Below are 18468 nucleotides of genomic sequence, written 5' to 3'. Positions count from 1 at the left end.
ATTTAGTCAGCGTACAGCCACTAATTTATTAAAAGCACTCCCAATTTTTTCATTAAATCAAACGTGTCAGGATGACCTGCTTAAGCCCCCCGGAGCAATATGGACAATCTTAAAAAGAAGCAACCCATTTAGTGGTCTGCTTCCTCAATGGTGTTTTAATAAAATGTACGATAGTTGACGATTCCTTCTCTAAGTACAATTAACCATTAATTTTTATGCAATCTAATTCTAATTAAGCGAAAAAACAGGCTGTGCTATAACTAGCTTCTACACAAACAAATAGGACGAGCAGCCGAATTTTGGTTACTCGTCTTATTTGCTTAAGACCTTGCTTTTTATACGGGACAGCTGCCTACTTAATTACGATCATATGCCCAAACAGCTAACGGGGCACAAACCACAACAATTCCAACGTCAAATAGCAAGACGAGTAACGCCTCAGATGTCCAGCTACCAGTTGCCAAAATCTGGCGGATTGCGGTAATGACATAAGTCACCGGATTCAAGCGCGCAATCACCTGCAGCGGCTTGGTCAGCGAATGTAGCGGTACAAAAGCATTTGACATGAATGACAACACTAACATCGTCATTAACGAAACACTTTGAACGGCCCCCGCACTTTTAGCCAACAAGCCAAGCAATGCAAACAGCCATGACAACGCCCAACCTGAAAAAATAGCTAATAGCCCAATCACCATGACCCAGCCCAACCCCACGGTAGGACGCCAACCCATGACATACCCGGTCGCCAACGACGTCATTGCCGCAATTAGTAAGCGTAAACTATCGGCAAAAAGCTGGCCCGCCAGCGGTGCAATGTGTGCCATTGGCAATGATTTAAATCGATCAAAGACCCCTGAGTCGAGATCTTCTCTGATTTGTGCTCCAGATCCAGACGCTGCTGAGAGCATCGTCTGAATCAAAATCCCGGGCACAATAGTTGGTAAGTATGCTTTGACACCACCCGCAATCGCACCCCCAAATAAATAACCAAACATCAACATAAACATAATCGGTTGTACAATCACATCCATAAATCTATCCGGATTATGAATTGTCTTCAATAAATTTCGATAAGCCATCGTGGCTGTATTCATCAACAAATGACTCCTGTATGTTTGTCGTTCCATCTTGCATCCCACTTTCTTAATTCTTACCAACCGTTAACTTCATAAAGACATCGTCCAGCGATGGTTCCTGAACAACTAATTGGCTGAACGTAATTCCAGCCTGATTAAGCACCGTCAAGATTGGTGCCACCTGCGCCAACTTATTTATCCGCAGGCTGAGTTGTTGCCCATTTTGCTGAATATTACCGGTCACTTGTGCAGCCAATACCTGTACTGCTGGTATCACTTGTCCGGCTTGGTCAATCGTCAGATTTAACTTAAGCCCGCCAACTTGTTGTTTAAGCTCGGCCGGCGTCCCCATGCGCACTAGCTTACCATGATCAATGATTGCCAACTCATCTGCTAATTGATCAGCCTCATCTAGATACTGGGTGGTCAGAATAATAGTTGAACCCTGCTTCACTAATTGGCGAATTGTGGTCCACATCTGGGTGCGAGTCCGCGGATCTAACCCAGTGGTCGGTTCGTCTAAAAAAATGAGGGCCGGTCGCGTAATCAGACTAACTGCCAGATCTAGCCGGCGACGCATGCCACCGGAAAAGTGTTTCAATGCCTGATCTGCAGACTGCGTTAACGAAAATTCAGTCAGTAATTCGTCCGTGCGTTTCTTAGCAGCCAAGCGTGAGAGGCCGTTTAACCGCGAAAAAATCATGAGATTTTCGCGTGCCGAAATGTCTTCATCAACGGCTGCATATTGTCCGGTTAACCCAAACATTGACCGTGCCAATCGCCCTTCTAGACGCGTATCATGGCCAAAAATTTTCACCTGACCGGTGGTTGCTTGAAGTAACGTTGTCATCATCCGTAACGTTGTCGTCTTGCCAGCACCGTTGGGGCCTAGTAGCCCAAAGACCGTCCCTTGACGCACGTTAAACGAAATATCATCCACCACTGTCTTTTGTCCAAATTGCTTGCTCAAATGATTAACTTCAATTGCATTAATAGCTGCCATGCTGATTCCCTCTTAAGTCGTTTTTTAATCAGGTCCCCCTGACTAAATATATAATAAGGCCCCCTGATTAATTTGTCAAGAATTTATCTAACGCCCACACTTAAAGTTATCGTCGGGTATAATGGCTATAGGAGCGTGATTAATATGCCTAATTTAAGTAAACAAAAAAAAGCGACTGGCAAACTGATAGAATTCGGTATGGTACGACACACCGCTGACGAATTAAACCACCGTAGCCATTCAGCTAAAGATGACCACCCATTGCGGTTTCAAGGACAAGGCAAGATTCTACTGGCACTCTCACAAACTGACGGTCTCTCACAAAAGGAACTGGCCACTCGGTTAAATTTAACAGCGCAATCAACCGCTGAATTTGTCAACAAATTGGTCAAAAGAGCACTAGTCACAAAAGAAAAATCAACGACCGATCGCCGTAAAACCATCATTCATCTGACTGCTTTGGGCCGTGAAACCGCTGCTGCAGAAATAGAAAAAGTGCCAGAATTTTTAAACGTGTTGAGTGACACTGAACTAGATCAACTCACAACAATTCTGACAAAAATTAATGACAGTCTTTATAACGAAATTAACACGGCCAATCCCACATTATTTAATAAGTTCCAGCAAACGGTAACTAATCATTTACGCGACTGGTTCCTTTAAATGCCAGCGTAACAATTAAATGACACTGTTTTTTCACAAAATAGCCATAGAACTTAAGAAAATCTCAAGGTTTGATCGAAGTCCCACCTTTCATTTCAATTAGCTTTAAACTTAATTGGTTATACTATAATTCATTTAAAAGGACTTACGTATATGCTAATTATAATTTTTGTGCTTCTAGCCCTTCTGTTAATTTTACTTGGATCACAGCTTGGCTTGAACTGGTTTCATCCGTATTTAGAACCACTTACAGCGCCTGCGAATTTGTCAGCTCGGCTAGCCTTGCCACGACAAGCTCGCCAGACAACGACTAATGCTAGTCCCAAGTTAAAAAGACTGTTTTATTTTAGCCAGATTAGTACTTGGTTAGGCGTCATCTTAATCTTGATCAGCGCCTACCTAGTTGAAGCTAAACTAGATTTATTGGTTTTTCCGACACGACTGGCCTTCATCAGTGCCATCCTAATCGTGCTGGGAACTGCTTTGCTTATGGTCTACCCCTTGGTTTGGCCGACACAAAACTATCATTATTGGGCAACACATCTCACTAAAAAACAGCCCTTTACCTTAGTTGATGGTAAGACCTTCAAACGCTACCGGCGTCATCAATTATGGGCCACCTGGGCTGCAATTGGACTCATCTTAGTGATTTGGATTGGCCGGGTTTGGGCAAGTAGTACGACGCCAAGTGTCGCGCTCGAAGACCTAGCAATGACAGTTATGTTGGCAATTCCAGTAATTGCCTGCATTACTGCCCTAGCGCAATTACCTTACCTGCACCAAAATCGTTACCTGCTCGTTCAACCTGGTAAAATCAGCTGGGGAAAACGTCACTATCAAGCAACTAAAACACTCTTAAAACAGCAACCAGCTTTAAAAAACCGAGTTATTTCCGTCCACGTTATCCGCTTAATCGGTTACGTCTTAGCACTTTGGGCACTAGCTAGTCTGTACTTTAACATCGTGTCACCAACCTTTTCCGTGGACTTAACCGCTGTTTTCCCAGCTGCTATTATGGCGCTCCTCGCCATTTGCCTAATTGTCGGGGTAGGCTTTACTTGGCCACAACGTAATTACGACTATTTACAAACTTTAGATACCACTAAATTACCTTTCAAAATTAGTGACCGTGATACTTTTGATCGATTCCGGTATCATTTACGCACCTTCCATGTCAGCATAACCATTATTTGGTTAGTCGTTTGGATCGTTATTCTAGGGGCTTATTACTATTACACGCTGTTGTTAGGCTACTAAAAGTTAATTCCCACCAAAAAACGCCCAGATTTTTTCTGAGCGTTTTTTATATTACTGTAAAAATCAGACTTAACAGCACACACAGCTCCAACCGGCAACTATTTGAAAGCCCTTAACTTGTTTTTTGCCGTCGTTTCTGGCATGGTTAAGTTATCTAAAACCATATTAAAGTGAGCTTAACAAAATGATTGAAATTTTGAACCGGAAACTTCAAGATATCCCGCTCCTTGAAGTCGTCAATGCCGACGACCAACATCAAGCTTTACCACTAGTCATCTTTTATCACGGCTGGCAATCAAGTAAAGCACTCGTCTTAACCCAGGCTCGCAAACTTGCAGCTAAGCGATTACGCGTCATTTTACCAGATGCCCCAAACCATGGCGCCCGTCAACAGCCGATTAGTCGCTTACCATCATGGACATTTTGGCAAAGTATTCAAGGTAATCTCGCTGAATTTCAATTAATTATTGATTTTTATCAGCAGCAGCACCTCATTTTGGCTGACAAAATTGGCGTCGGTGGCTACTCGATGGGTGGCATGACAACTGGAGCCTTATTAACGCAACACCCTGAAATTAAGGCTGCTAGTATTATCATGGGGACCCCCAACTTAGCTGCCTATGCCCAACTAGTCCGCGATTCAGCAGCCAAGCGCCAAATATATCTCCCAACGGACATGGTGCAATTAACCAGTTGGCTCAACTATTATGACTTAAATCAGCAACCGGAGACCCTTAATCACCGGCCCGTCTTGTTTTGGCATGGCACCGCTGATGAGCGGATTCCATATGCCCAATCCCGTGATTTTTTTGACCGCATCCATCTCGAATCCTATGCCGAACAGGTGGCCTTCATTACCGGCTATCAGGCTAAACACCTGGTTAAAATTCCACTAATGAATAAAATTGCCAACTTCTTTGACTATTATCTCAATACTTAAACTTCCCGCTAATCTTGACGTTTAAACACGTCAGGTTAGCGGGTTTTTAAGCAATAAAATTGTTGACCTAATATCGCACTATCCAGAACACAAGTTCCCCTTTTTGTGATAAAATATAAAACATGTTATTAGAAAGGTTGAGCGTTATGTTCATAGATAAGGAACCCCGGGGCGTCTACTTCTTAATTGATAATAAGTCGTTTTATGCGAGTATTGAGGCCATTCAGCGTGGGCTGAATCCGCTCAAAGTGCCATTAGTCGTTATGAGTGAACAAGCCAATACTAATGGTGGACTCATTCTGGCAACCTCACCGACTGCTAAACAGTTATTTCATTTGAAAGCTAACGTGTCCCGCCAACGTGATCTACCTCGGGATCCACGCTTAATGGTCGTTCCACCGCGGATGAATTTATATATTCAACGCAATTTACAAATTAACCAGATTTTTTCACGTTTTGTCGCCGAAGAAGATCTATTACCATACTCAATTGATGAAAGTCTCCTAAATTGTACCCATTCACTGCGTCTTTATGGTAAGAATCCCAAGGAGCTAGCACAATTAATCCAAAAAACAATTCGGCAAGAATTAGGGCTATATACAACCGTTGGTATTGGTGATAACCCGGTCCAAGCTAAAATTGCCTTAGACATTTATGCCAAACACAATCCAGACTTGATTGGTGAAATCCATTACGAAACTGTGCCGCAAAAAATCTGGGAGATTCCTGAAATGACTGATGTTTGGAGTATTGGCTCTCGAACAGCTAAACGCCTGGCAGCACTTGGCATCCAAAACATGTATGACCTAGCCCACTATAATCCTTATTTACTCAAACAACAGTTAGGCGTCATTGGTGCACAGCTATTTGCAATTGCTTGGGGTGTCGATCGTAGCGATATGCGTTATCGGCCACAAACACGTGCAGCTAGTCTGGGTAATTCACAAGTACTGCCCCGTGATTATCGTAGTCCGGTTGAAATCAACACAGTTATTAAAGAAATCGGTGAACAAGTCGCTGCTCGTTTGCGTAGCCATAATAAATTGGCTAGTCAGCTATCATTGAGTCTGGGCTTTTCGTTTGCCACAACGCAAGATGACGGTCGTAGTGGCTTGACAAAAACGATGGCGATTGATCCAACCAATGACAATTTTGAAATTACTAGGGCCTTACACTATTTATTCAAAACCAATTGGGCGGGCCAGTCAATTCGTAACATTTCGGTTTACGCCGCTAAATTAAGCCCTAATACTGGTCAACAATTAAATTTATTTCAAGATACGCAGCAACAACAGAAAAAGGCCCAAATTAATCAGGTCGTTGACGACATCCGTAACCGTTTTGGCTTTACTAAGTTAGTCTATGGCAATAGTTTATTGACTGGTAGTACAGCAATTCAGCGGGCATCGTTAGTTGGTGGTCACAATGGTGGTAATGCCTATGACTGATGATACCCGGCTGATTAATACTCGTATGCAACTGTTATTCAAACGCGTAACAGCTACTAAATATTGGCTTCAAATTGTGAATGATCCTTATGATGACGAATTCAATATTTTCTTCAATTCTCAACGAAAATGGGAACGTTTAAAGTCAGTACCATTACACAGTCTCCATGGCCGCGACTTGGTTCACTTGGAATTAGTCGTGACCGAGTTACACCACTTAACACAACTAACGATTGAATACGAAGGGTTTGCTGGCATTCAATGGCCGAAAAACCACCACCTTATTCAGAAAGTGCGCAATAACTATGAATAAACCAGATGATTTTGATATGACTATCGTTAACCGCTTTTTTACGTCTGACTACCATGATCGCGGCATGGTCAAATGGCAAGGATTCTACCTTTCGGATCATACGAGTGCCTTAAATAAGCAACATGCTCAAATGCAACTAACCTATGAAGAACGTCCTCAACAGTCGCTCCAAACCATTTCGACTATTTTGGCAGCGAGTTATACCCAGCATACTTTGGTCGCCATTCAGTTACAGTCAGTGGACCCTAATGGGAACTTGTTTCCAGACCAAGTTGGCACTGTTAGTGGCTACAATGACACTGATATCATTATCAATGAGACTCACTTTATCGCCTTAGCATCGATTCGAAACGTTCGACCGCTGACTAACTAAGTTTTGGCACATCTGTAGCCAACAACAGCTAGCCAATTTAAAAATAGTGCTTTCGGGCGCTATTTTTTATTTTCAAAAATTTCGTCGTCAATCGAATTAAAAGACATCACATCAGTCACTTATGGTCGTCAAGAACGCTACGATCGTACTGAATACCAATATCAAACTTTTGATTTTAGTATACGTATTTAGTCACCAAAAAGGTTCGGACAGACTGGTTCGAATCTTTTTGGTGTGACGAATTGTGGCAATGATAAGGACTTTCAAATACTTTAGAAATAAACTCCGAAATTTAACATATAAATCATAAAGGATAGAGTCATAATAGTTGTACCAATGATAGTACTTTTATATAACGTCATTCTTATTTTAAACACTTCTTTAGAGGCCAGTGTAAGTCCAGCAGCTTTTGCATCATGTTTTTCCCAATAATCTCTCAGTAGGTAGACAGCCTTAGCGGACCACCACTCTAATCCATACAAGGTGCATCCAACTACTGCCGCTTCAACGGGATAACCAATTTGCATGACAATAAGCTGGCCCACAATGCTTAAAGCAGTCAGAGCACTTATTATCAAGTATCTAATATAAGCCTTGCGAATTTTTGGATTATTTTTCATCGGCATTGAAACATAACTCTTCCTAGCACGAAATCTTGCTTTGAAGTGCAAGGGACCTACTGATATGTGAAAGCTTCTGACAAACGTTAAAACAATGGACACAACTAGTAAATACAGTATAACCATTATAAAGACGCAACTTACTATCGCTTCTTGAACACTATTCTGCACAAACCACCCTCCATTCAATCATATTATGCGGTAAGCAACATTGCGACTATGAATATTGCCACACCTGTCATTGTACCTTCCTCGAACGCAGCAACTGGTGCAAATTGCAAATCTGGATGCAAATCATTTAGGAAATTCATTGAGTTTTCAAACTTTTGTAAGGCGTTCGCCAAGTTCGCATTGTAATCAGTCGCCTGTGTTTCTGTGACTCCAACTGGCAATGGATCTACAAATTCCTTGAAATGAATTTTCAAAGTCATGACATACTCAATGGAATATGTCCGACCGTTACTTGCCTTGTGCTCATAAGTGGACTTGATTTTTAGCGTAATATCCATTTTAGAAGCACTAATCGATGTATTACTGGTGATATCACCATTTTTAATGATGCCAGCAATTTCGTTCATCGCATTAGTCATATCCGATGCGCCAATGGCAGTCTCGTTTTGAGTCAACATTTCCTCCACCGCACTACTTATGGTGAAGTTTGTACTACCGTCATTCACATTATATGTCACCGATGCATTACCGTCATCATCGCTTATGCTACCTTCAATATCAAAACAGTATTAAAGTGTTTGAATTGAGTGGTATTCAGCCAACATTTAGGCTAAAAAAGAAGCTAGTCAAAAAATGACTAGCCCCGATGACGCACGATTACTTAAAGTGTCATTAAAAATGGTAATCTAATTTTCAATCCGCGCTGGTCGAATACGTTTCCCCCAATATTGGAAGTAATCCGTTCGTAGCGCCCCATTATACAATTTCCGTCGTTTAGTGGCTTTTTTACCGAAGTAATCTTCAAACTCAAGATCACTGGTTAAAATGTATTTACTCCAACTAGGTAACTTGGCATAAACATCACCCATTTGTTCGTAAAGCACTCGGACACTCTCACGATCACTTAACCGTTCCCCGTAAGGTGGATTAGCAATGATGACACCATTCACTTTTTCCGTTGTGAAGTCTTTGACTGCCAACTGTTTAAAGTTGATATCATCTAACAACCCAGCTTCTTGCGCATTCAGCTTAGCAATATCAATCATCTTGCCATCAATATCATAACCGCTGATATCTAATTCCGTCTCATAATCAGCTTGGCTGTCCGCTTCATCCCGTAATTCTTGGCTGAGACCCTTTGGAACCCAGTCCCACTTCTCACAAGCAAAAGAGCGGTTAAAACCGGGGGCTAAATTCCGGGCTAGCATCGCTGCTTCAATCGGAATCGTTCCAGAACCACAAACCGGGTCGACAAACGCATTATCTGGATACCATTTGGCTAACATCACTAAGGCAGCAGCCATATTTTCCTTTAATGGCGCACTCCCTTTTTCAACCCGATAGCCTCGCTTAAACAAGCTACTTCCCGTGGTGTCCAAAGTTAACAAAACTTTATCTTTATTAATGGCAACTTCCAATGGGAACAAAGCACCAGTTTCTGGTAAATGGCCACTCCGATGATAGGTACTGGACAATTGATTAACGATTGCTTTTTTTACGATTGATTGCACATCTGGCACACTGTGTAGCTTTGAGTTTCGTGACTTACCTTCAACCGGGAATTCCGCATCCATTGGTAAAAATTGATCCCAAGGTAACGCCAATGTTTTTTCGAACAGTTCGTCAAAAGTATAGGCGTTAAATTCACCCACAATAATTTTAATCCGATCAGCCGTTCGTAACCATAAGTTTGTCCGTAAAACATCCTTAATCGTCCCATTAAACCGAACTCGGCTATTTTCAACTTGAGTTTGATACCCTAAATCCCGTAATTCGCGGCCAACCAAAGCTTCAATCCCGCTGGCAGCAGTCGCAATTAATCTAAATTCTTCCATGTGTTCCTCCTACATAGTAAAACAATTATAATCATTTATTTTAAGTGCTTACTTCATCGCGACCACAACTAATGCGGCCGCCCTATCTAGTTTAGCATAGTTTTATGATGGTTAACTTGACCGTATAAAAAAACTAGGACAAAAGCGAACTTTTGTCCTAGTCTCCTGTCAAAATGTAAATTCCTGTAGGCCATGTTTTGTACCTAACCAAAGCACAGGTGGCTGTTGATTAGGCGGCAATCATCTATCTCGAGATCACAAGGATCTCCCCCCACATTTAGTTCATTTACTTATGTGAAGCGCCCCTACCGTAGTTTGGGTTGCCCGCTCGAGGGGTTTACCGCGTTCCAACTTAGCCGTTTCCAGCTAAGTATCGTCACTGTGGCACTTTTCAGGGATACTCGGGCATAGCTTGCGCCTTAGCCGTTTTTCCCGCCGTAACCGATAAAATCGGTTCCCCAGCTTATTTTTTCACCGAGCACGAACACTACAAGCATCGCAGCTTGTGCGGGCATGGACCTTCCTCAGCCGACATAAGCCGACCGCGATTACCCAGAATTTACATCGAATCACATCTAAAGTCGATGCGATTCATTTTGATTGTTATCTAATTGGGCGCCAAACACGTGACGTTCCAAATTAGATAAGCGTTTCAGAATATCCATATTCGTCACCGTGCTAGTTGGCTGTGAAGATGGACTGGTTGCACCAACTGCGACTTGCTTAGTAAGTTCATCGACTTTGGCCCGCAACCGTTCGTTTTCATCTGAAAGTTGTTGGTTATCTTTATTAAATGACTCATAGTCCTTAATGACATTATCTAAGAAACCATCCACGTCAGCTGGGTCGTAACCCCGCATCTTTGGCTTGAATTCTTTTTGTAGGATGTCTTTGGGAGTAAAATTATGTTTAGCCATACTTAAAAACACCTCATTGTTATTCGCGCAATACCGAAACGGCATCCGCATTACTTAAAACATTGTAGCAGACTTTATTCAAAATTAAAACCATTATTCTGTTTTTCTGCATACTCATTCGCACTTTCTTGCAACCAATCGAAGTCAATTACTGTTAACGGGTACGGTTGCGTCTCAGCAAATGACTGGATAGCATCGTAGTCATACGAAGGTTTTCCCGGATTATCTAAATCATAAACTAACGCAGCCGCATCCGTATGGGTAACCATGAATTCTTGATAATTTCTTAATTGTTGCGGATTTTCATAAGGTTGTTTACTAATAGCGGCATGAAAATCAACTTGAGCCAATAGTAGTTGTAATTTAGCCTGGTTATTTTCTTTCCAGCGCCCGCCAAATTCCGCATAGGGTAACATCATGGCCACTTTTAATTCAGGATAGGTTTGTTTTAAAGCAACCCCAACCTCTGCACACCATTGTTCAACGCCCAATTGACCACCGGTAATCAACCAATCAACCCCATCTTCAATCTGGGCCGTTAAATAACTGGTCAACGCATACTTAATCACTTTTAATTTATCATCGGTATCACTAAAAACACCCAGTTCATAGCTACGATAGCCGCTCATCCATAAACGACTCACAAAAAAGCCTCCCTTAAGTATTAGTTAATCCTTAATTATTACTTTAACCGGAAACGTCGCTTTTAACAAGTTCATTGCCTACGTTACTCAATTACGGGAATTTTGACCAATTTACGTTATGATAGGAACAACTAATGACATCATTAAGTCATCAATTCGTCATCAAAACTAGCCACTAAACACCTTTAAAACGCCTCATTTTTAAAAGGACTTGAGTCCATTATGTAAAAACGGCATTTATTGGTATAATATGTGATTATTAGGAGGTTGATAATGTGACGATTCGTTATCCAAACGGCAATCCCTATCACCAACCGGCCCATGCCAAATCGCACCCATCAAAGTTCGCTAACGTTAATTTTGGCGATCGCGGGATGAGCTTGGAGGAAGAGATTAACAACAGTAATACCTATTATCTTGAACATGATATCGCCGTCATTTATAAAAAACCGACGCCCATTCAAATTGTTAAGGTGGATTATCCTAACCGGAGTGCCGCCGTCATCCGCGAAGCTTACTTTAAACACGCCTCAACAACTGATTATAATGGCGTGTATCAAGGCAAATATCTTGATTTTGAAGCTAAGGAAACCAAAAGTAAAACGGCCTTTCCACTCAAAAATTTCCATGAGCACCAAATTGAACATATGCGAAAATGTTTGGCCCAAGCGGGCATTTGTTTTGTTATTATTCGATTTGCGGTTTTAAATCGGTTATTTTTATTAAAAGCTTCAGATTTATTTACTTATTGGGATCACCAAGCTGATGGTGGTCGCAAATCAATTCCACTTGCTGACATCGAACGACTAGCCAGTGAAATGCACTACCAGATTAATCCGCCCATTCCTTATTTAGCGGCGGTTGATACCCTTATTAAGCATTAATATTAATTATCAAGTCATTAAAGGAGACCATCATGGCAGGTAACAATAATCAAAACTCACGGGTAGCGCGTAAACGAAATACCACCCAACCACCCAAAAAGCATTGGGTACGTCGAATCATCTTAACGTTAATTGCATTAGCCGTCGTCGGTATTCTGGCTGGCATTGGCCTATTTTTCTACTTTGCCCAAAGTTCCCCGACAGTTACTGAAAGTAGTCTCAAAAGTGAAAACACGACGCGTGTTTACGATGCTAACGGTAAACTATTCGCTAATTTAGGTAACAGCAATCGAGAATACGTTAAATCTAATCAGATTCCTGCCACTTTAAAAAGCGCAGTTGTTTCCATTGAAGATCGCCGTTTTTACCAACATAAAGGGGTCGACTATTACCGGATTCTCGGCGCAGCGCTAGGTAACCTTAAAGGGTCCTCACTGGGGATGCAAGGCGGGAGTACACTGACCATGCAACTGGTCAAGTTATCCGTTTTCTCAACCAAAACTTCCGATCGAAATCTTAAAGTTAAGGCCCAAGAGGCTTGGCTAGCACTAAATGTTGAAAAACACTTTAGCAAATCCCAGATTTTGGAATTCTACATTAACAAGGTTTATATGGGAAACGGTGTTTATGGCATGGGAACCGCCGCAGAATATTACTATGGTAAGTCCTTGAGTCAACTTAACTTGAGTCAATTGGCCTTATTAGCTGGGATGCCACAATCACCAACTAACTATGATCCAACGACCTATCCTTCATATGCTACTAGCCGGCGTAACCTCGTCTTAGAAGCAATGTATTCAAATAAAGCCATCACGAAACAACAAATGACAGCCGCTAAAAGTGTGAATGTTCAAACTGGGTTAGCTAAGACACATACCAGCTTAGTCACCCAGCAACATAAAAACAAAGTAGTCGATGCCTATCTAAAAGAAGTCATCACGGCCATTAAAGCCAAGGGTTACGATCCATATACTGATGGCCTAAAAGTCTATACTAACTTAAATATGAACGCCCAGAAACGGCTCTATCAGATTGCCAATAGTGATACCTATGTCTCCTACCCCAACGATAAGTTTCAGTTAGGGGTTTCAGTAGTCGATTCGTATACCGGGAAGATTTCAGCCATGATTGGTGGCCGTAAAACGGGGAACGTAACGTACGGCTTGAATCGAGCAGTCCAAACTGACCGTTCCAACGCCTCCACCATGAAGCCAATTCTGGATTATGGACCAGCAATCGAATATCTCAACTGGCCGACCTACAAGACTGTTTCTGATACTAAGTATAAGTATCCTGGTAGTAAGACTTCAGTCAATGACTTTGATAACAAGACATTAGGCAATATGACGATGCGTGAAGCGCTCGTACAATCCCGAAACATTCCTGCCGTACGGACATTGGAACAAGTTGGCCGGACTAAAGCCAAAACATTTGCCAATGGTCTAGGGATGAATTTCACCGGTACGATTCCTTATGCTTACGCAATTGGGGCTAATGTATCGACCTTGCAAGTTGCTGGCGCTTATGCAGCATTTGCCAATGGTGGGGTTTACCATAAGCCCTACTATATCAACAAAATTGTCAGTCAAGATAATGAAACAACCACGTACAGCAGTACTGGTAAACGCGCCATGAAAAAATCAACTGCTTATATGATTACAGATATGTTAAAAGGCGTCATCAATAGTTCCACTGGGACTGGGACCACCGCTAAGATTAGCGGCGTTTACCAAGCTGGTAAGACCGGGACCGATGGTTATCCAAGTGATTGGAAGAGTAAAGTGCCATCAGACGCCGATATCGACTCTTGGATGGCAGGTTATACGAAAAACTATTCAGTTTCAGTTTGGACTGGTTATGATCAAGCTTATTCTAAGAATGGCTATATTGATTCAACGACGTCAAAAATTTCGCAAGATATTTATCGTGAAATGATGACCTACTTACAACAATATTCACCAAATTCTGATTGGACCAAGCCTAGTTCAGTTGCAACAACAACTAGAAACGGTCTCCAAGAATTATACGTAGTCGGTCATGTTTTCTCGTCATCACAGGCCTCATCAGGAACCACAAGTGCTTCTTCAGCCTCATCGACGAGTTCTACTCCCGCTGCCAGTTCTAGCAATGCAACCACTAGCAGTGCCGCTAGTTCTAGTGAATCGTCATCATCATCTAGTGCCTCATCCGAAGCTTCAAGTAGTAGTTCGGAAGCCGAAGCTAGTAGCAGCAGTAGCTCCGAAGCTAGTTCTAGTTCGGAAGCCGCTAGCAGTTCTAGTTCCAGTGAAGCCGCTTCGTCATCAACCGCCGCTAGTTCCACTGAGCCGGCGACTGATGACAATACGGGTAATTAATTATCTGCAACCTAAAAATGCACCAACAGACCTAAAATGGCCTGTTGGTGCATTTTTAGTTTATGCTTCCAAGTTCAATGGGTTTAAGCCCTCAATTTTGAGTCTCACCTAACTTAAACAGTGGCATCTGGGGCCCAGCATTCTCCCCCGTCTGTCGTTGGGGTTTCGGCGCTGAATTCAAACGCTGTTCAATCCCCTGGCGCCGATCAGCTTCAATTTGAACTGCCGTCGTCAGATGCCGTTTTTGCCAATTAAGCAAAATACGATCAATATAAGTCAAATTATAAACCTGACGTAAAACGGCTTCCTGTAAGCCTAACTTAATGATTTCGGGATCGTAGTGATCTTCGTCAAACCAACGACTAATCCGTTCCATCTCCATCGGTGAAAGTGCTCGACCAAATTCAGTTTCAATCGCTTTAAACACTTTTTGACGCGGGTTTTCAGTGGACGCCGGCTCAGTCCCGGTGGTGGTAGTCGTAGCTGGCGCTTGCTTCAAAGCTACCGCCAACTTATCATAGAGACCATCAAAATTATACCGATCATGAATTTTTTGATCAGCAGCCGTAATCGACTCAATCGTCAATAACTTTTTAGCTAACATTTCATGTAATCGCTGAAAAACAGTATTCGTTGTCTCACCTAAGCTTTGTGCGACGACCCCCGCATCCGGAAATTGATCGCCCTGATCCATCAACCGTTTAAATTGCAAATACACTAATAATTCGTCATTCGTGAGACCAATGGTGCGATAATGACTTAATAAACTATTGGCAATATTGGTCTGACCACCATTGACTAATGCTTGTGCTAATGGTTCCATCACATAACCTCCTGAACAAACAGAGAGTGCGACAAATTCGTCTCACTCCCTGCCTACTAACCATTTAAAATTTTACGGGTAAATACGGTTCAATAGCCGTGGGAATGGGATCGTTTCACGAACATGGTCCTCAGAGGTAATCCACGTCAAGAAACGTTCCAAGCCCAAACCAAAGCCAGCATGCGGCACACTACCATACTTGCGCAAATCTAAATACCAAGCATAGTCTTTAGGATCCAAGCCTGCTTTTTTAATTTGATCAAGTAAGTAATCGTAATCAGTAGCCCGTTCAGAACCACCAATAATTTCACCATAGCCTTCAGGCGCTAATAAATCGGCACAAATCACAACGTCTTTACGCGTTGGATGTGGCTTCATGTAAAATGGCTTGATGGCCTTAGGATAGTTTAGAACGAAAACTGGTTGGTCGAAATGGTCCGCCAAGAAAGTTTCTTCTGGTGAGCCAAAATCAGCTCCCCATTCCACATCAAAATCATTCGCTTTTAATAAATCAATCGCTTCATCATAACTAATTCGTGGGTAAGGTAATTTCGTATACTTTTGTAGTTTTTCAACATCGCGATCTAAAATATCCAAGGCATACTTACAGTTGTCAATGACGCTTTGAACTAAGAAAGCAATATAGCGTTCTTGGACTTCTAAGCTTTGTTCTTGATGCATGAAGGCCATTTCAGGTTCAATCATCCAAAATTCAATCAGGTGCCGACGAGTCTTAGACTTTTCAGCTCTAAAGGTCGGGCCAAAGGTGAAGACCTTGCCATACGCTAAAGCACCAGCTTCAGCGTACAATTGCCCACTTTGTGATAAGTAAGCATCCCGATCAAAGTATTCAGTATGGAACAATTCAGTGGTCCCTTCTGGGGCACTCCCAGTCAAGATTGGTGAATCCATCTTGATAAAGCCTTCTTGGTTGAAGAATTCGTATGTTGCGCGGATAACTTCGTTACGAATATTCATAACCGCCCATGGCCGCGTTGACCGTAACCATAAATGACGATGATCCATTAAGAAATCAACCCCATGTTCTTTCGGAGTAATCGGATAGTCTTCACTTTCGCCGACGATTTCAATATCTTCAACTTCGATTTCGTAACCAAATTTTGAGCGACTATCTTCATGAATGACCCCAGTTAACCACATACTGGTTTCTTGTTTAACTTCTTTAGCGAGTTCAAAAACAGCAGGCGTCACTTGACTCTTAACGACAACCCCTTGGAAAAAGGCCGTCCCATCACGTAATTGTAAGAACGCAATCTTACCGCTTGAACGCTTGTTTGTTAGCCAGACCCCAATTTTAACCTTTTCGTCAACATGGTCTTTAGCTTGTGTAATGTTGATTTCTTGCACCATTAATTTAAATCCTCCAATTATTTCGCTTGTTCAGCAATTTTTTGATCAATAAATGTTTTTAACCGGTGATAAGCGGTATGTAACGACTCTAAATCCGTCGCATAACTCAACCGAATATGACCAGGCAATCCAAAGGCTTCCCCTGGCACTAAACCAACATGGGCCTCTGTCAGGATAGCACTCACTAGCGCCGGTGCATCCGCATATCCAGTCAGACGTAACGTTTCCGTTACATCTGGGAACAGGTAAAAGGCCCCCGCTGGCTTACCACTTGGCAACTTGAAGCCCGGTAGCGCATTAATTAGTGGATACAAGTCGTTCAAGCGTTTTTCAAACCCTTGACGCATTGTTTCCACGGACGTCTGGTCACCTCCAAACGCCTCAATGGCCGCATATTGTGAAACCGCCGCTGGATTACTAGCCGCGTGCCCTAAAACCACACCCATTTTAGCCATAATTGCTTTGGGACCAGCAGCATAACCAATCCGCCAGCCAGTCATCGAATAGGCTTTTGAGACCCCATTGATTAGCACAATGTGGTCCATATTGGCGGCATCTAATTCTAATACCGACGTAAAATGATTGCCATTATATAATAGTTTCTCATAAATTTCGTCTGCAATGATTAAAATATCATGTTGAACCGCCCAATTAACGATTGCCGTTAATTCTGCCCGACTAAAAACTAACCCGGATGGATTTTGTGGTGAATTTAAGACAAGCGCCTTGGTCTTAACCGTCCGTTGCGCTTCCAAATCCGCAATCGTAAACCGTAGTTGTCGGTCGGTCCCAACTTCAACGGGAACCCCACCAGCCAGCTTAACTTGTTCCGAATAGCTCACCCAATAAGGCACTGGTAATAAGACTTCATCATCTGGATTCAAGATAACCTGAAATAACGTAAATAACGCCATTTTGGCCCCATCAGTCACGACAATTTGGCTCGGGTCAAATTGATAGCCATGATCGGCCATAATTCGTTGACTAATTGCCTGTTTTAATGCAGGTAACCCGGTTGCCGGCGTATAAAAGCTAGCCTGACCATTAGTGATACTCGTAATTGCCGCTTGCTTAATGTTTTCCGGCGTTTGATAATCCGGTTCACCAATTCCCAGATTGATAACGTCAATACCGGCCGCAATCATTTGTTTTGCTTGCGCACTAATTTTTAAGGTTGCGGATGGCTGAATCTGCATGACTTTGTGCGATAATTCCATTGATGAACGAGCTCCTTTACATTTAAATATTAATAATTGATTTTACTTCACTACCATTAGCATACTGTAAAATTTCATAACAAAGGGCTTTTTTCTGATTTAAATACGTAATTTCCCAAACAACTTGACCTTCGTACACGCCTAACGTGGCTTTGATAACCTTGCTAGGATTACGTTTTGACCAAACTTTACGTAATGCTTTCGTACGGGTAATCCCTGCCGATTGCTTCACAATTGTCGTCTGATGCGGCTTTTTAGTCTTAATCAAGGCATATACTGGTACATTCTTTTTAGAAGTCCCGGTCACCACATAATAACTAGCCGTCCCATTATACTGAGAAAATGCCGTCGTCGTTTTTAGCTTGCCTTTACTAACAGCTAAACTATAAGCTGTTTTTTGCGCATTGTGCACCGGACGTTGGGCCACCCATAGGGTCCCATAGACGGCCACAATAATTGCTAAGACCACTAATAAAATGATCATGATTAGTCGTTCTGGACGTCTTCTACGTTGAACTCTCATAGTTTTTCCGGATCCTTTCAAAAAATAGATAGC

General features: G+C 42.3%; 19 protein-coding genes and 1 other RNA gene. 8 read left to right on the top strand and 12 right to left on the bottom strand.

Going from position 1 to position 18468, the window contains the following annotated elements; translation table 11 throughout:
* Positions 1 to 356: 356 nt before the first annotated feature.
* Both C5Z25_RS00530 and C5Z25_RS00525 read right to left on the bottom strand, forming a co-directional pair.
* A complete protein-coding gene (locus C5Z25_RS00530) occupies positions 357 to 1130 on the bottom strand; it encodes an ABC transporter permease (RefSeq protein WP_105450699.1) in 774 nt (257 codons plus the stop codon).
* Between the two features lie 16 nt (positions 1131 to 1146).
* On the bottom strand, positions 1147 to 2082 hold the full coding sequence (locus C5Z25_RS00525; RefSeq protein WP_105450696.1) for an ATP-binding cassette domain-containing protein: 936 nt from the start codon (positions 2080 to 2082) through the stop codon (positions 1147 to 1149).
* Positions 2083 to 2226: 144 nt separating this feature from the next.
* Between C5Z25_RS00525 and C5Z25_RS00520 the strand changes: the two genes are divergently transcribed.
* From C5Z25_RS00520 to C5Z25_RS00495, 6 genes are all read left to right on the top strand, one after another.
* Positions 2227 to 2745: a MarR family winged helix-turn-helix transcriptional regulator gene (locus tag C5Z25_RS00520; protein ID WP_105450694.1), complete on the top strand. Its 519-nt coding sequence runs from the start codon at positions 2227 to 2229 to the stop codon at positions 2743 to 2745.
* Positions 2746 to 2898: 153 nt separating this feature from the next.
* A complete protein-coding gene (locus C5Z25_RS00515; protein WP_105450691.1) occupies positions 2899 to 4002 on the top strand; it encodes a hypothetical protein in 1104 nt (367 codons plus the stop codon).
* Positions 4003 to 4186: 184 nt separating this feature from the next.
* Positions 4187 to 4942: an alpha/beta fold hydrolase gene (locus C5Z25_RS00510; protein WP_105450688.1), complete on the top strand. Its 756-nt coding sequence runs from the start codon at positions 4187 to 4189 to the stop codon at positions 4940 to 4942.
* 146 nt (positions 4943 to 5088) lie between these two features.
* Complete coding sequence (locus C5Z25_RS00505; RefSeq protein ID WP_105450687.1) at positions 5089 to 6390, top strand: Y-family DNA polymerase; 1302 nt, start codon at positions 5089 to 5091, stop codon at positions 6388 to 6390.
* On the top strand, positions 6383 to 6703 hold the full coding sequence (locus C5Z25_RS00500) for an acetyl-CoA carboxylase (protein WP_234002756.1): 321 nt from the start codon (positions 6383 to 6385) through the stop codon (positions 6701 to 6703). The genes C5Z25_RS00505 and C5Z25_RS00500 overlap by 8 nt, the downstream gene beginning before the upstream one ends.
* On the top strand, positions 6696 to 7076 hold the full coding sequence (locus C5Z25_RS00495; RefSeq protein ID WP_105450680.1) for a hypothetical protein: 381 nt from the start codon (positions 6696 to 6698) through the stop codon (positions 7074 to 7076). Before C5Z25_RS00500 ends, C5Z25_RS00495 begins: the two co-directional genes overlap by 8 nt.
* Positions 7077 to 7348: 272 nt before the next feature.
* On the opposite strand, the gene C5Z25_RS00490 is transcribed toward C5Z25_RS00495, so the two are convergent.
* From C5Z25_RS00490 to C5Z25_RS00465, 6 genes are all read right to left on the bottom strand, one after another.
* Entirely contained in the window at positions 7349 to 7702 is a 354-nt protein-coding gene (locus tag C5Z25_RS00490; RefSeq protein ID WP_158682868.1) for a hypothetical protein, read from the bottom strand.
* Positions 7703 to 7890: 188 nt separating this feature from the next.
* Complete coding sequence (locus C5Z25_RS00485; protein WP_158682786.1) at positions 7891 to 8322, bottom strand: hypothetical protein; 432 nt, start codon at positions 8320 to 8322, stop codon at positions 7891 to 7893.
* A 231-nt stretch (positions 8323 to 8553) separates the two neighbouring features.
* A complete protein-coding gene (locus C5Z25_RS00480) occupies positions 8554 to 9702 on the bottom strand; it encodes a THUMP domain-containing class I SAM-dependent RNA methyltransferase (RefSeq protein ID WP_105450676.1) in 1149 nt (382 codons plus the stop codon).
* 181 nt (positions 9703 to 9883) lie between these two features.
* Positions 9884 to 10262, bottom strand: an RNA gene (gene rnpB / locus C5Z25_RS00475) — RNase P RNA component class B.
* Positions 10263 to 10277: 15 nt separating this feature from the next.
* Positions 10278 to 10619, bottom strand: coding sequence for a cell division regulator GpsB (gpsB, locus tag C5Z25_RS00470; protein WP_105448383.1), 342 nt, complete (start codon positions 10617 to 10619; stop codon positions 10278 to 10280).
* Positions 10620 to 10693: 74 nt separating this feature from the next.
* A complete protein-coding gene (locus C5Z25_RS00465; protein ID WP_105450674.1) occupies positions 10694 to 11263 on the bottom strand; it encodes an SLOG family protein in 570 nt (189 codons plus the stop codon).
* A 275-nt stretch (positions 11264 to 11538) separates the two neighbouring features.
* Here C5Z25_RS00465 and recU point away from each other — a divergent pair, with 275 nt between their 5' ends.
* Positions 11539 to 12147 (top strand): Holliday junction resolvase RecU, encoded by a 609-nt coding sequence (gene recU / locus C5Z25_RS00460; RefSeq protein WP_105450672.1) that lies wholly within the window; start codon positions 11539 to 11541, stop codon positions 12145 to 12147.
* A gap of 32 nt (positions 12148 to 12179) precedes the next feature.
* Positions 12180 to 14501, top strand: a complete 2322-nt coding sequence (locus C5Z25_RS00455; RefSeq protein ID WP_105450669.1) for a transglycosylase domain-containing protein — start codon at positions 12180 to 12182, stop codon at positions 14499 to 14501.
* A gap of 91 nt (positions 14502 to 14592) precedes the next feature.
* On the opposite strand, the gene C5Z25_RS00450 is transcribed toward C5Z25_RS00455, so the two are convergent.
* The 4 genes from C5Z25_RS00450 to C5Z25_RS00435 form a co-directional block, all read right to left on the bottom strand.
* Positions 14593 to 15324, bottom strand: coding sequence for a DnaD domain-containing protein (locus tag C5Z25_RS00450; protein ID WP_105450668.1), 732 nt, complete (start codon positions 15322 to 15324; stop codon positions 14593 to 14595).
* A gap of 72 nt (positions 15325 to 15396) precedes the next feature.
* A complete protein-coding gene (gene asnS, locus C5Z25_RS00445) occupies positions 15397 to 16695 on the bottom strand; it encodes an asparagine--tRNA ligase (protein WP_105450666.1) in 1299 nt (432 codons plus the stop codon).
* A gap of 17 nt (positions 16696 to 16712) precedes the next feature.
* Positions 16713 to 17912, bottom strand: coding sequence for a pyridoxal phosphate-dependent aminotransferase (locus C5Z25_RS00440; protein ID WP_105450664.1), 1200 nt, complete (start codon positions 17910 to 17912; stop codon positions 16713 to 16715).
* A 22-nt stretch (positions 17913 to 17934) separates the two neighbouring features.
* Entirely contained in the window at positions 17935 to 18435 is a 501-nt protein-coding gene (locus tag C5Z25_RS00435; protein ID WP_105450662.1) for a cell wall elongation regulator TseB-like domain-containing protein, read from the bottom strand.
* Positions 18436 to 18468 lie beyond the last annotated feature (33 nt).

Source organism: Lactobacillus sp. CBA3605, assembly GCF_002970915.1.
Lineage (GTDB): Bacteria > Bacillota > Bacilli > Lactobacillales > Lactobacillaceae > Lactiplantibacillus.
This window is presented reverse-complemented; position numbering and strand designations above follow the sequence as displayed.

Bases quoted from the DNA above. Each gene is read 5' to 3' on its own strand.
- C5Z25_RS00495 (WP_105450680.1), top strand. From the start codon at position 6,696: ATGAATAAACCAGATGATTTTGATATGACTATCGTTAACCGCTTTTTT.
- C5Z25_RS00450 (WP_105450668.1), bottom strand. From the start codon at position 15,324: ATGGAACCATTAGCACAAGCATTAGTCAATGGTGGTCAGACCAATATT.
- C5Z25_RS00505 (WP_105450687.1), top strand. From the start codon at position 5,089: ATGTTCATAGATAAGGAACCCCGGGGCGTCTACTTCTTAATTGATAAT.
- asnS (WP_105450666.1), bottom strand. From the start codon at position 16,695: ATGGTGCAAGAAATCAACATTACACAAGCTAAAGACCATGTTGACGAA.
- C5Z25_RS00500 (WP_234002756.1), top strand. From the start codon at position 6,383: ATGACTGATGATACCCGGCTGATTAATACTCGTATGCAACTGTTATTC.
- C5Z25_RS00455 (WP_105450669.1), top strand. From the start codon at position 12,180: ATGGCAGGTAACAATAATCAAAACTCACGGGTAGCGCGTAAACGAAAT.
- C5Z25_RS00510 (WP_105450688.1), top strand. From the start codon at position 4,187: ATGATTGAAATTTTGAACCGGAAACTTCAAGATATCCCGCTCCTTGAA.
- C5Z25_RS00525 (WP_105450696.1), bottom strand. From the start codon at position 2,082: ATGGCAGCTATTAATGCAATTGAAGTTAATCATTTGAGCAAGCAATTT.
- C5Z25_RS00520 (WP_105450694.1), top strand. From the start codon at position 2,227: ATGCCTAATTTAAGTAAACAAAAAAAAGCGACTGGCAAACTGATAGAA.
- C5Z25_RS00530 (WP_105450699.1), bottom strand. From the start codon at position 1,130: ATGGAACGACAAACATACAGGAGTCATTTGTTGATGAATACAGCCACG.
- C5Z25_RS00440 (WP_105450664.1), bottom strand. From the start codon at position 17,912: ATGGAATTATCGCACAAAGTCATGCAGATTCAGCCATCCGCAACCTTA.
- C5Z25_RS00515 (WP_105450691.1), top strand. From the start codon at position 2,899: ATGCTAATTATAATTTTTGTGCTTCTAGCCCTTCTGTTAATTTTACTT.
- gpsB (WP_105448383.1), bottom strand. From the start codon at position 10,619: ATGGCTAAACATAATTTTACTCCCAAAGACATCCTACAAAAAGAATTC.
- C5Z25_RS00480 (WP_105450676.1), bottom strand. From the start codon at position 9,702: ATGGAAGAATTTAGATTAATTGCGACTGCTGCCAGCGGGATTGAAGCT.
- C5Z25_RS00435 (WP_105450662.1), bottom strand. From the start codon at position 18,435: ATGAGAGTTCAACGTAGAAGACGTCCAGAACGACTAATCATGATCATT.
- C5Z25_RS00490 (WP_158682868.1), bottom strand. From the start codon at position 7,702: ATGCCGATGAAAAATAATCCAAAAATTCGCAAGGCTTATATTAGATAC.